This window comes from Pseudomonas sp. PSE14 (assembly GCF_029203285.1).
Taxonomy (GTDB): Bacteria; Pseudomonadota; Gammaproteobacteria; order Pseudomonadales; family Pseudomonadaceae; genus Pseudomonas.
The window spans coordinates 5,054,068-5,066,691 of sequence record NZ_CP115669.1 but is presented as its reverse complement, the minus strand read 5'-3'; the positions used below and the strand labels follow the sequence as shown (position 1 = coordinate 5,066,691).

Sequence of the window (12,624 nt, the reverse complement as noted above, 5' to 3'; positions counted from 1 at the left end):
ACAATGAAAACGCCCGGCATCTGCCGGGCGTTTTCGTTTCGCTCAAGCGCTTATTGCTTGTGCAGCTTCCACGCATCCCCATGGGGCGCGGTGCCCTTGTCATAGGGGCGGAACAGCGTCATGTAGGCCAGGCCCAGCGCGATCACGATACCGCCCACCAGGATGATCCCGTAGTTCAGGTACCAGGGCGCATCGGGCGTGCGCGGCCAGGACATGTTGACGATCGCGAGGACGCCATAGATCTGGGCGGCGATGTTTACCGGCCAGCCCCATTTGCCCAGGGTGAAGGCACCGCTGGGCTTCCAGCCGCGCACGCGGGCGAACAGGGCGGCGCCGACGATCATCTGGAACGACAGGTAGATGCCGATGGCCGCGAAGCTCACCACCATGGCGATGGCGTTCTGCAGGTAGAAGCCGGCGCAGACGATCATGCTGGGGATCACCCCGCAGACGATCAGCGCGGCAGTCGGTACGTGGGTGTTGGGCGACAGGCGCTTGAGCAGGCCGCTACCCATTACCATCTCGTCGCGGGCGTAGGAGTACAGCAGGCGGCTGGCGGCGGCCTGCAGGCTGAGCACGCAGGAGACGAACGAGACGATGATCACCGCCATCACCAGGCGCGCACCGGTCACGCCGAAGGCGTTGTCGAGGATGGTAGTCATCGGGTCCTTGTCGGTGCCGGAGATCACGGCTTGCATGTCCGGTACCGCGAGGATCAGTGCCAGGGCCGCGAACATCGAGGCGCCGCCGCCGATCCAGATGGTCATGCGCATGGCCTTGGGAATGCGCCGACTGGGATTCGGGGTTTCCTCGGCGACGTCACCGCAGGCCTCGAAGCCGTAGTAGAGGAACATGCCCGCCAGCGAGGCGGTGAGGAAGGCCGGCCAGTAGTTGCCATCGATGCGGATGTCGAAGGTGTTGAACAGCACCGACAGCGGTTGGTGGCGCTCGAAGATCAGCAGGTAGCCGCCGATCACCAGCGCGCCGATCAATTCGCAGAGGAAGCCGAACATGGCCACCCGGGCGAGCAGCTTGGTGCCGCTGAGGTTGAGCAGGGTGGCGATCAGGGTCAGTGCCAGCGCGACCATCGTGTTGGTGACCGGGCTGGATTCAAAGCCGAGCAGGGTGGCGATGTAGGGACCCGCACCCAGTGCCACGGCCGCGATGGTCACGCAAAGGGAGATCGAATAGATCCAGCCGACCATCCACGCCCAGCGCTTGCCCACCAGGCGTCGTGCCCAGGGATAGACGCCGCCGGAAATCGGGAACTGCGAGACCACTTCGCAGAAGATCAGGCACACCAGCATCTGGCCGATGCCCACCAGCAGGTAGGACCAGAACATCGGCGGGCCGCCGGCGGCCAGGCACAGGCCGAACAGGGTGTACACGCCGACCACCGGCGAGAGGTAGGTGAAGCCCAGGGCGAAGTTCTGCCACAGGGTCATGCTTCGTTCGAAATTGGAGGTGTATCCCAGCGCGCGGAGCTGCTCCGCGTCTCGGTCCAGGGCAATGCCTGGCTGGATCGGACTGTTCATCGTGGTTGTCCTGTTTGAGGTTTTCGCGTCGGCAGTGCAACGGAAAGCGTTGTTGTTATTGTTCGGCGCGCGGACCGTGCCGCGCGCCGTCTTCCTTCAAACCTCAGGCCCTGGTCGTTACAGCTTGATCCAGGTGGCTTTCAGCTCGGTGTACTTGTCGAAGGCGTGCAGCGACTTGTCGCGGCCGTTACCCGACTGCTTGAAACCGCCGAAGGGCGCGGTCATGTCGCCGCCGTCGTACATGTTCACCCACACGCTGCCGGCACGCAGGGCGCGGGCGGTGAGGTGGGCCTTGGAGATATCGCGGGTCCAGACCGCCGCCGCCAGGCCGTACGGGGTGTCGTTGGCGATGCGGATCGCTTCCTCGGCGTCTTCGAATTCGATGACCGAAAGCACCGGGCCGAAGATTTCCTCGCGGGCGATCTTCATCGCGTTGCTCACGCCATCGAACAGGGTCGGCTCGACGTAGGTGCCGCCGGTTTCCTCCAGTACGCGCTTGCCGCCGGTGAGAATCTTCGCGCCTTCGTCCTGGCCGGCTTGGATGTAGCCCAGCACCTGCTCCAGCTGGCGGCCATCGACCAGCGCGCCGACGTTGGTTTCCGGGTCCAGCGGGTGGCCCGCTTTCCAGCCTTTGAGCGCCTCGACCACCAGCGGAAGGAACTTCGCCTTGATCGACTTCTGCACCAGCAGACGCGAGCCGGCGGTGCACACTTCGCCCTGGTTGAAGGCAATGGCGGCGGCAGCGGCTTCGGCGGCGGCCTGCAGGTCCGGCGCATCCTCGAAGACGATGTTCGGGCTCTTGCCGCCGGCTTCCAGCCAGACGCGCTTCATGTTCGATTCGCCGGCATAGACCATCAGCTGCTTGGCGATCTTGGTGGAGCCGGTGAAGACCACGGTATCCACATCCATGTGCAGGGACAGGGCCTTGCCGACGGTGTGGCCGTAGCCCGGCAGCACGTTCAGTACGCCGGCCGGCAAGCCCGCGTCGATGGCCAGTTGGGCGATACGGATGGCGGTCAGCGGCGAGCGCTCCGACGGCTTGAGGATCACCGAGTTGCCGGTGGCCAGGGCCGGGCCGAGTTTCCAGGCGGCCATCATCAGCGGAAAGTTCCACGGCACGATGGCGGCGACCACGCCCACCGGCTCGCGGGTGACCAGGCCGAGTTGGTCATGGGAGGTGGCGGCCACTTCGTCGTAGACCTTGTCGATGGCCTCGCCACTCCAGCGCAGCGAGTCGGCGGCGCCCGGCAGGTCGACGTTCAGCGCATCGCCGATGGGCTTGCCCATGTCCAGGGTTTCCAGCAGCGCCAACTCCTCGGCGTGCTCTTCCAGCAACTGGGCGAAGCGGATCATCACGGCCTTGCGGGCAGCCGGTGCTTCCCGTGACCAGACGCCGGAGTTGAAGGTGGCGCGGGCGCTTTGTACGGCGCGTTCGGCGTCAGCGGCGTCGCAACTGGCGACCTTGGCCAGCAGGCGGCCGTCCACCGGGCTGATGCAATCGAAGGTCTCGCCGGAGGCGGCGGCAAGGTACTCGCCCTGGATGAAGGCGCGGCCCTCGATCTTCAGGGCCTTGGCGCGGGCTTCCCATTCGGCGCGGGTTGGCTGGCTCATGCGTATCGCTCCTCGTTCTTGCTGTTGTTGGCGGGGACGGCCGGCAGGTCGTCTCTGGCTAATACATTTAAAACCATATCTTATGAATTGCCGGTTGCCAATACGGGGCGAAAAATGAGCGATTGAAAGGGGTTTTCGTGCGGAAATACCTTGCTGTAAGCCCGTGAATCGATTTAAAAATATGGAGACATAGTTTTGCGCGAAGCCGCTGCTCAGCTAGCAGGTAGACTTCGTCACCAACGCCGGAACAGGAAATTTCGCGCAGGAAGCGTCCGCGCCCCTCGCACTGCTGCCTATGAACGAATTCAGGAAAGTCCGCCCCGCCACTTTCATGCGCCTGCGCCAGGAAGGGCGCACCGAGGAAGTCGCGCGCCGGCTGGTGGAAATGGTCGATCTCGGCCTGTACGCCGAAGGCGAGCAACTGCCCAGCGAAAGCGAGCTGGCCATGCAATTCGGCGTTGCCACCGTGACGTTGCGCGATGCCCTGGCGGAGCTGCGCGAACGCGGCGTGATCGAGACACGGCGCGGGCGCAATGGCGGCAGTTTCGTCTGCTCGCCGCAGCACACCTCCGAGGATGCTCTGCTCGGCCAGCTGCGCCAGATGAGTGCGCTGGAGCTACGCGACCTGGGGGACGAGCATGTGGCCATCGCCGGTGCCGCCGCGCGCCTGGCCGCCCAGCGCTCTACGTCCGACGAGCAGGCGCGCATCGCCCAATACCTCGATGCCCTCGCCAGCGCCACCACGCGACAGGAGCAACGCCGTGCCGATGCGCGTTTCCACATCGAGATCGCCGTCGCCGCCCAGTCCGTGCGCCTGACCCATGCGGAGACGCGCCTGCAGGCGGAAATCGGCGAATGGCTGTGGCTGCCGGTGGAAGGCTTCCCCGGTGCGGCGGCCATCGAGCAGGAGCACCGCGCCATTCTCGAAGCGATCAGCGCCGGCGACTCGAACCTGGCTGGCGCGTTGGCCGAAGCCCACGTCACCCGCGGCATCAAGCGGCTGATCAACCTGCGGCTGAGCCTGCTGGCCGACGACGGCTGACTGGCACAGCGCTTGCTGCTTTCCCAACGCGCCCGGACGGGCGCGCGCAACGACTCACCGAACCGATTTTGCGGGCCTCTCTGGCCCGCCCCTGAACCAGAACAACGACAAGAACAGCGAGGCCCCGGCCATGTCCAGCGAGCAACCCACGGATGAACTCCAGCGCTGTGCCCAGCGCATCGACGCTTCCATCCGTAACGTTTTCCAGCGTCTCGACGAGCTGGCCGGCGAGGTCGTGGCAATCTGGCGCGAGCTGGCCCGAGACGGCAAGCGGCCGTCTTCCCGGGACCTGGGCGCATTGCGTCCGCGCATCCAGCACGACCTCACCGATGACGGCACACGTCTGCACGGCACCGGCGTGGTGATCGAACCGGGCGAACTGGCCGACCAGGACATGTACCTGGAGTGGTGGTACCACGGCCGTGGCGACAAGGTCGTGCCCATGAGCCTGAACTTCAACCGGCGCAGCGAGAGCTTCTACAACTACCTCAACATGCCCTGGTTCTCGCGCCCGCGCGCCAGCGGCCAGCCCTCGGTGGTCGGGCCCTTCGTCGATCTCTACGGCACCGATCTGTACATCCTCGCCTTCTCCGTGCCGATCCAGGTGGACGGCCGCTTCATTGGCGTCGCCGCCGCCGACATCGCCCTACACGAATTCGAAGGCGTGCTGTTGGGCAGCCTGATGCAGATGGGCCACGAAGCCCTGGTGGTCAACGGCGAGGGCCGCGTGGTGGCCGCCAACACGGCCAACTGGTTCACCGGCGACCTTGCCCGACGCACACTGGGCCGCAATGCACAGGGCCGCGAGCAGGAGCTGGCCGAGTCCTTCTCGCACTGGGCAGTCATTGAGCGGCCGCTGAACCGCCGCCTGGCCGGTGCGGCCTGAGGCTGCCAAACGCCGCGTAAACGGCTAGGCTAGGGCGGTTCCCTCATCGACGGATGCCGCCATGAGCCAGTCGCTCGACACCCTCTCCGACTTCGAACCCTTTAGTGCAGTGGATGCCCGCGTTCTCGGGTGCCTGATCGAAAAGCAGCTCACCACGCCCGAAGCCTACCCGCTCACCCTCAACGCCCTGGTCACCGCCTGCAACCAGAAGACCAGCCGCGACCCGGTGATGAACCTCACCCCCGGCCAGGTCGGCCAATCCCTGCGCCACCTCGAAGGCCGCGAGATGACCCGCCTGGTCATGGGCAGCCGCGCCGACCGCTGGGAGCAGCGGCTGGACAAGGCGCTGGAGCTGGTCAAGCCGCAGGTCATCCTGCTTGGCCTGCTGTTCCTGCGCGGCCCGCAAACCCTCAACGAACTGCTCACCCGTAGCCAGCGCATGCACGACTTCGACGACACCGAAGAAGTCCGCCACCAACTCGAACGCCTCGCCAGCCGCGGTATGGCTGTGCAACTGGAACGCCAGAGCGGCCAGCGCGAAGACCGCTACATGCACCTGCTGGGCACGGAGGAAGACCGCCAGGCCGCCATAATCGCCAGCGGCAGCCGCGCTTCCAGCGAACGCAACGATGGCGGTGGGCACGACGAAGGCCGCCTGGTCGAGCTCGAAGCCCGCATCGCCGCCCTGGAAGAGCGCCTCGCCTTGCTGGAACTGGGCGTCTCGCAGGACTGAATCAGCTATTTCCCACTGGCCGATCGACTTTGGTCGGCCTGCCCTTCCACTAATCAAGCGTTAACATTCGCCGTCGATAGTCACCGCATTACCCGCTTCAACCCGGAGTCACCATGAGTCGCCAATTCTCCCAGGCCCAGCTGACCGCCGTGCTCAGCCAGCTTTCGGAAACCGACTTGAAGACCGTGAACGACCTGAGCGGCAATCGTGAGCGAAACCTGTTGGCCATTCGTGAACTGTTCCGCCAGGGGCTGATCAGCGGCGTGCTGATCGATGACCCATTCGGCGCCGAAGACGATGAAGGCCCGCTGCTCTGCAACGCCGAACGGCTGCGTCTGCGCAAGCCTTGTGTGGAGACGGTCGCGGAGGAACGAACCGAGCTACTGATGCCACGGCTGGGGTTCCTGACGCTCTAGGCAAATCGCGGGCAAGAAAAAAGGCGCTGGGCTTGAGGCACAGCGCCTTTTTCTTTGGATTTGGTGGAGCCGGGGGGATTTGAACCCCCGTCCGCCAGTTCTCCGCTGTCGGTTCTACATGCTTAGCCATCTCTACTGAGTTAACTCCGCGCCGCCCGAGTGGCAGGGTGCTTGGAGCGAGCTGTATAAGTTTTAGCCGTTACGCCTACAGCGAACTTGGCGGCGATCCTGTTCTATATGACAGACCTAATCGTCGGGTTTACAGGCATCCCCTAGGGTCTGCTAGCGGCACTTAGGCTGCTAGGGCGTAGTTGTCGTCGTTGGCAACTATAAAGTTGTGGCAGCTGATTTACGAGAACTGTCACCTACTCGGCATGCCCCTCGAGTTTTGTTACCGGCGTCGAATCCTAATCGGCCCCAAAACCTTTGAAGGTCGCCAACCATTCTACGGGAAAGCCGCCCCGAGGTCCAACTGGGGCGGCGCAAGTCATTGTCAGGTTAGGAATTTCAGCACAGCCTCAGCCACCGCTTCGGAGGAGGCGGGGTTCTGGCCGGTGATCAGGCCCCGGTCGACCTCTACATGGCTCTGCCAGTCGGGGCCTTTGCTGTAGCGGGCGCCGTTGGCCTTGAGCATGTCCTGGACGAGGAAGGGCACCACGTCGGTGAGGCCTACGGCTTCCTCTTCGCTGTTGGTGAAGCCGGTGACGTGTCGGCCTTGCACCAGCGGTCGGCCATCCAGCCCGCGCGGGTGGCGGAATACGGCGGGGGCGTGGCAGACGGCGGAGACGGGTTTGCCGCTGGAGTGGAAGGCTTCGATCAGCGCCACCGAGGTTCTGTCCTCGGCCAGGTCCCAGAGCGGGCCATGGCCACCGGGGTAGAAGATGGCGTCGTAGTCGTCGGCGTGTACCTCGGTCAGTTTCACGGTATTGGCCAGCGCGGCCTGCGCTTCGCTGTCCTGGCGGAAGCGGCGGGTGGCCGGGGTCTGGGCGTCTTCCTCATCGCTCTTGGGGTCGAGCGGTGGCTGGCCGCCTTTGGGCGAGGCCAGGGTCAGGGTGGCGCCGGCATCCTTGAACACGTAGTAGGGCGCGGCGAACTCCTCGAGCCAGAAGCCGGTTTTCTTGCCGGTGCTGCCGAGCTGGTCGTGGGAGGTCAGGACTACCAGGATTTTCATGCTCACTCCTTCGGCGTATCGCTGTGACGAGCGGCTGCCGCAGCAACGGCAGCCCAGACTGGTCAGTGTAGGCGGTACGCCGTACTCGTCAGCGTGACAGGGTGATGCCCAGATAGGCGGCGTATAGCACGCCGTTGAGCAGCAGCACCCAGACCGGGAACCCGTCGCGCTGGGCATTGAGGCGAAGCCAGAGGGCGGCGCCAAGGGTGATCAGCACGCCGGTGAGGACTTCTGTGCGCGGTTGCCAGGGGGTGAGCAGGATGCCGATGGCGGGCAGCAGGGTGCCCTGGAAGACCATGGCGCCGCTGATGTTGCCGAAGGCCAGGGTGTCCTTGCCGCGACGGACCCAGAGGATGCTGTTGATCTTTTCCGGCAATTCGGTGGCGATCGGGATGATCAGCAACGACAGCAGCAGTGCGGAAACTCCCAGCAGGTGCGACAGCCCCTCGACGCCGTGGATGAAGCCCTTGGCGCCCAGCACCAGCAGAGCCAGGCCTAGCAGCAATTGCAGCAGGATGGTTCCCAGGTTGGTCGGCAAGCCGATGCGAGACAGGTACATGTGGTGGTCGGCCTCGGTGCCGTGGCCGTTCTCCACCAGTTCCTGCGAGGCACGCAGCGTGAGGGTGATGTAGGCGACGTAGGTGAGCACCAGCAGCAGGCTCAAGCCAAGGCGCACCGTCAGGTATTGCGTCGGCACGAACATGGCGACGGTGGCAAGGCTGAAGGCGATCAGGAAGAAGTTCAGGTCGCGCTGCAGGCCGGTGCGCTCGGGGCGTACGCGTCCGGTCAGGCCGCGTGCGCGCAGGACGAAGCAGGCCATCAGGCAGGTGGACAAGGTTGAGAGCATCAACGGCGCGCCGAGGATGGCGCCGACGCCTACTTCCTGGTTGAGGTTAGCGTTACTGGTGCCGGCGAACAGGGCCAGCAGGGGGATCAGGGTCTCCGGCAGGGCGGTGCCGATGGCGGCGAACAGCGAGCCGGTAACGCCTTCGGAAATGCCCAGGCGCTCGCCGAGATGCTCCAGCGCGTTGGTGAAGACTTCGGCGGCAATCAGGATCACCAGCAGCATGCCGAGCAGTTCGAGGATGAAGGTCAGCATGCGTGGGGCTCCAGGATGGAGCGAGGTGCGGGATAGTGCATCACGGTGAAAACTCCCGGCCGGTTCGATACCCATGACCACGTGCTCCCCGGCTGTTTGGAGGCTGCGTGGTCAAAGGTCTTGCCGGGCAACGTATCGCTAGCGACGCCATGGCCTGAAATCTGTCTACGATCTGCTGCGCCCAGTTCTGCTCTAGCTCGCGAGATCGTCAACGGATTTGGGCCAAGTGTGTTGACGTCGCCCCCGCTCACACGAGCGGTCGGCTACTCCCCGATGACGCGCGCATTCTAGCCGATCACAAGCTTAGCTCAACCCGACCGGTCACCAGGTGTCGATCAGTGGGCGCTTCTTCCCCTGGCGAGGCGCCGGGCGCGGCACCGAGGCGAGGCCACGCAGCAGCCAGCGGCGGGTGTCGGCCGGGTCGATCACGTCGTCGATTTCCAGGTAGCTCGCCATGTTCAGTCCCTTGCCGTTGCGGTAGGCCGCGGAGACCAGCTTGTCGAACAGCCTTTGCCGCTCCTGCGCATCTTCCACTGCGGCCAGTTCCTTGGCGTAGCCGAGGCGGATCGCGCCTTCCAGCCCCATCGCGCCGAACTCGCCGCTGGGCCAGGCCACCGTGAACAGCGCCGCGTGGAAGCTGCCGGCCGCCATCGCCTGCGCGCCCAGGCCATAGCCCTTGCGCAGCACCACGGTGAAGAAGGGCACGGTCAGGCTGGCGGCGGTGACGAACATGCGCGACACGTGGCGCACGGTGGCGGTCTTTTCCGCCTCCGGGCCGACCATGAAGCCGGGGGTGTCGCACAGGGAAATGATGGGCAGGTCGAACGCGTCGCACAGCTGCATGAAGCGCGCGGCCTTGTCGCCGGCCTCGGCGTCGATGGCGCCGCCCAAGTGCATGGGGTTGTTGGCGATCAGGCCGAAGGGTTTGCCCTCGATGCGCACCAGCGCGGTGATCATCCCCGCGGCGAAGCCACGGCGCAGTTCCAGCACCGATCCGCTGTCGGCCAGTTGTTCGATGACCTGGCGGATGTCGTAGACGCGCAGGCGGTTCTCCGGCACCGCGTGGCGCAGCAGGCGCTGGTCGGCGCATTCCCAGTCGGTGGTGTCGCCCTGGAAGTAGGCGAGGTATTGGCGGGCAATGTGAGTGGCTTCGGCCTCGTCTTCCACCAGCACGTCGATCACGCCGTTGGCGCTCTGCACGTCGCTGGGGCCGACTTCCTCCGGAGCGAATTTACCCAGCCCGCCACCCTCGATCATCGCCGGGCCCGCCATGCCCAGGCTGGTGTCACGGGTGGCGATGATCACGTCGCAGCAGCCGAGGAGGGCGGCATTGCCGGCGAAGCAGCGGCCGGAGACCACGCCCACCAGCGGCACCAGTCCGGAGAGCCGCGCCAGGCCGACGAAGCTCATGTTGTCCAGGCCGGCGACGCCAACGAAATCGGTGTCACCCGGCCGCCCGCCGCCGCCTTCGGCATAGAGCACTAGCGGGATGCGCCACTGCTCGGCGAGGTGCAGCATGCGGTCGGTCTTCTTGTGGTTCATCACGCCCTGGGTGCCGGCGAACACCGTGTAGTCGTAGGCCAGCACCAGGCAGCGCGCCTTCTCGTCGCCGAACTGCGCAGCGTTGATGCTGCCCAGGCCGCTGACCAGACCGTCGGCCGGGCTGCTGGCGATCAGTTCCTCGACGCTGCGGCGCCGGCGCTGGGCGGCGATGGCCAGGGCGCCGTACTCAATGAAACTACCTTCGTCGAGCAGATCGGCGAGGTTCTCGCGGGTGGTGCGCTTGCCAGTCTTGTGGCGCTTGGCAACAGCATCCGGACGGCGCTCGTCGAGGCCGATGGCATGGCGCTCGATGACTTCGGCGAGGTCGGCGCGGATCGCGTCGAGGTCGATGGCGGCGGCGTCCTGGCTGCCCTGCGCCGCGATGTCCGCCGGTTCCACGAACAGCAGTGCATCGCCTTCGCCCAGGCTGTCGCCCGGCGTGGCGGCCAGGCTGTGGACGATGCCGCTGGCGCTGGCCTTGACCTCGAATTCCATCTTCATGGCTTCGATCACGGCGATGGTCTGGCCTTGGGCGACGGCGTCTCCGGGCATCACCTGGAGGCTGACCAGCACGCCGGTGCTGGGCGTGGTCAGCGGGATGCAGCCGGCGGGTGCTTCGCTCGCGCGCTGCTCGACTTGCGCGTGGCCGGCGTGGCTGAAGAAGCGGTGGGGATGTGCGTGTTCCTGCGCGCCGAGCAGACTGGGTAGGTGCTCTTCGATATAGCGGGTGGTCACAAGATTCTCGGCGACTTCCGGCTGGCGCAGCAGGTTGAGCAGCAGCGGAATGTTGCTCGCCACACCCTCCAGGCGGAACTCGCAGAGAGCACGATAGGCGCGCTGCACCAGCTGCGGAAAACCGGCGTTGCCGTGGACGATCAGCTTGGCCAGCAGCGAGTCATAGCCGGCGCTGTTGCGGTAGCCGGCGTAGCCATAACCATCCACACGCAGGCCGGGCCCGCTGGGTGGTTCGTAGGCGCTGATCTGGCCGCAGGCGAGTTGCGGGGTGCCGTCGCTGGCGAGGCTTTCCAGGTTGATCCGCAGTTGCAGGGCATGGCCGCGCGGCGCGGGAATCTCGGCCTGGGTCAGGCCCAGTTCGGCCAGGCTGGCGCCGGCGGCGATGCGCAGTTGCGCTTGCACGAGGTCGATGCCGGTCACCGCTTCGGTGATGGTGTGCTCTACCTGCAGGCGCGGGTTGGCTTCCATGAACACGAAGTCGCCGCTGTCCTCGTCCAGCAGGAATTCGAAGGTGCCCAGGCCGCGATAGTTCACCGCTTCGGCCAGGCGCACGGCGGCAGCGAGGATGGCGCCGCGCAGGCGCGGATGCAGGGTGGGGCTGGGGGCGATTTCCAGCAGCTTCTGGTTGCGCCGTTGCAGGGTGCAGTCGCGCTCCCACAGGTGGCTGACGCTGCGGCCGTCGCCGATCACCTGCACTTCGATGTGCCGGGCGCGCGGGATCAGGCGTTCGACGTACAGGCGGTCATCGCCGAAGGCTGCGCGGGCTTCGGCCTGGCAGCGTGCGTAGGCTTCGGCGATCTCGGCCACTGTGCGTACCGCGCGCATGCCGCGCCCACCGCCACCGGCGAGGGCCTTGATCATCATCCCGGAGCCGCTGGGCAACTCGCGGAAGAAGCGTTCGGCGTCCTCCCGCGAGGTGGCGTGGTTACTGCCAGCGGCCAGCGCCACGCCATGCGCGCTGGCCAGATCGCGGGCGTGGGCCTTGTCGCCGAAGCATTCCAGGATATCCGCCGGGGGACCGACGAAGGTCAGTCCGGCGGCTTCGCAACGGCGGGCGAAGTCGGCGTTCTCGGAGAGGAAGCCGTAGCCGGGATGCACGGCATCGCAGCCCTGGGCCAGGGCGAGGTCGATCAGTTGCTGCTGGTCGAGGTAGGCGCTGGCGCCGCGTCCGCGCAGGGGCTGCGCCTGGTCGGCCTGACGGGTGTGCAGGGAGCCGGCATCGTCTTCGGCGTAGACGGCGATACTGCGGATGCCCAGCTCGGCGGCGGCGCGGGCGATGCGGATGGCGATTTCGCCACGGTTGGCGATGAGCAGGTGCGTCAGGGGCATGGCGATTCCGGTTGTGATTCTTGTCGGTCGGCAATCACTACATCTTAGGTAGGTGCTCGGGTGGGGGAATGAACTGCTTTCTCGCGAATGGCGTGCGCTTCGTGGGGTTTATGGGCGCACGGTACCCGCGGATGCTGGTAGCACCCGGGAAGCAAGGCGGCCGGCCACTCCGGCCGGCCGCTGAGCGGGATCAGGACTTACCGCTCTGCTTGAGCAACTTCAGGGCTTTTTCGGTTTGGGCGATGCAAGCCTTGGTATTACCAGCCTGCTGGGACTGGATAGCCTTTTCCTGTAGGCGCATGGCTTGATCCTGGGTCTGGGCGGTGCCGGCATTGGACTGCACGGCAGCATCGATTTTCTGGAGATTGTCGCTGCACAGGTCGGCGGCGAAGGCCGGCGACGCCAGCAAGGCGGCGGTAATGAGCAAGGCGGTACGTTTCATGGCTGTACTCCTGGCAAATCGACCGAATTGTGGCGGACCGTTCACGCGGACCGTAAAGGGTGGACGGTCGGATTTCGCGCCAG

Annotated in this window: 10 protein-coding genes, 1 other RNA gene and 1 riboswitch; of the genes, 4 read left to right on the top strand and 7 right to left on the bottom strand. The window is 65.7% G+C overall.

Annotated features, from left to right (window positions below):
- Positions 1 to 50: 50 nt before the first annotated feature.
- Together O6P39_RS23250 and O6P39_RS23245 are read right to left on the bottom strand one after the other, a co-directional pair.
- Complete coding sequence (locus O6P39_RS23250; RefSeq protein ID WP_275608746.1) at positions 51 to 1,535, bottom strand: amino acid permease; 1,485 nt, start codon at positions 1,533 to 1,535, stop codon at positions 51 to 53.
- A gap of 117 nt (positions 1,536 to 1,652) precedes the next feature.
- Entirely contained in the window at positions 1,653 to 3,146 is a 1,494-nt protein-coding gene (locus O6P39_RS23245; protein WP_275608745.1) for an aldehyde dehydrogenase, read from the bottom strand.
- 295 nt (positions 3,147 to 3,441) lie between these two features.
- On the opposite strand from O6P39_RS23245, the gene O6P39_RS23240 reads away from it, so the two are divergent.
- The 4 genes from O6P39_RS23240 to O6P39_RS23225 all read left to right on the top strand — a co-directional run bounded on the left by O6P39_RS23240 (position 3,442) and on the right by O6P39_RS23225 (position 6,223).
- Positions 3,442 to 4,188, top strand: a complete 747-nt coding sequence (locus O6P39_RS23240; protein WP_275608744.1) for an FCD domain-containing protein — start codon at positions 3,442 to 3,444, stop codon at positions 4,186 to 4,188.
- A gap of 130 nt (positions 4,189 to 4,318) precedes the next feature.
- A complete protein-coding gene (locus tag O6P39_RS23235) occupies positions 4,319 to 5,074 on the top strand; it encodes a cache domain-containing protein (protein ID WP_275608743.1) in 756 nt (251 codons plus the stop codon).
- Between the two features lie 61 nt (positions 5,075 to 5,135).
- Positions 5,136 to 5,807, top strand: coding sequence for a YceH family protein (locus O6P39_RS23230; protein ID WP_275608742.1), 672 nt, complete (start codon positions 5,136 to 5,138; stop codon positions 5,805 to 5,807).
- Between the two features lie 113 nt (positions 5,808 to 5,920).
- A complete protein-coding gene (locus tag O6P39_RS23225) occupies positions 5,921 to 6,223 on the top strand; it encodes a hypothetical protein (RefSeq protein ID WP_275608741.1) in 303 nt (100 codons plus the stop codon).
- A 61-nt stretch (positions 6,224 to 6,284) separates the two neighbouring features.
- Here O6P39_RS23225 and ssrA read toward each other — a convergent pair.
- The 5 genes from ssrA to O6P39_RS23200 all read right to left on the bottom strand — a co-directional run bounded on the left by ssrA (position 6,285) and on the right by O6P39_RS23200 (position 12,541).
- Positions 6,285 to 6,642: a transfer-messenger RNA gene (gene ssrA, locus O6P39_RS23220) on the bottom strand.
- Positions 6,643 to 6,716: 74 nt separating this feature from the next.
- Complete coding sequence (locus O6P39_RS23215) at positions 6,717 to 7,394, bottom strand: type 1 glutamine amidotransferase domain-containing protein (protein WP_275608740.1); 678 nt, start codon at positions 7,392 to 7,394, stop codon at positions 6,717 to 6,719.
- An 88-nt stretch (positions 7,395 to 7,482) separates the two neighbouring features.
- Positions 7,483 to 8,493 (bottom strand): sodium:calcium antiporter, encoded by a 1,011-nt coding sequence (locus tag O6P39_RS23210; RefSeq protein ID WP_275608739.1) that lies wholly within the window; start codon positions 8,491 to 8,493, stop codon positions 7,483 to 7,485.
- Between the two features lie 65 nt (positions 8,494 to 8,558).
- Positions 8,559 to 8,777: riboswitch (yybP-ykoY riboswitch) on the bottom strand.
- Between the two features lie 37 nt (positions 8,778 to 8,814).
- Entirely contained in the window at positions 8,815 to 12,099 is a 3,285-nt protein-coding gene (locus O6P39_RS23205) for a carboxyl transferase domain-containing protein (RefSeq protein WP_275608738.1), read from the bottom strand.
- A 190-nt stretch (positions 12,100 to 12,289) separates the two neighbouring features.
- Complete coding sequence (locus tag O6P39_RS23200; protein WP_275608737.1) at positions 12,290 to 12,541, bottom strand: hypothetical protein; 252 nt, start codon at positions 12,539 to 12,541, stop codon at positions 12,290 to 12,292.
- Positions 12,542 to 12,624 lie beyond the last annotated feature (83 nt).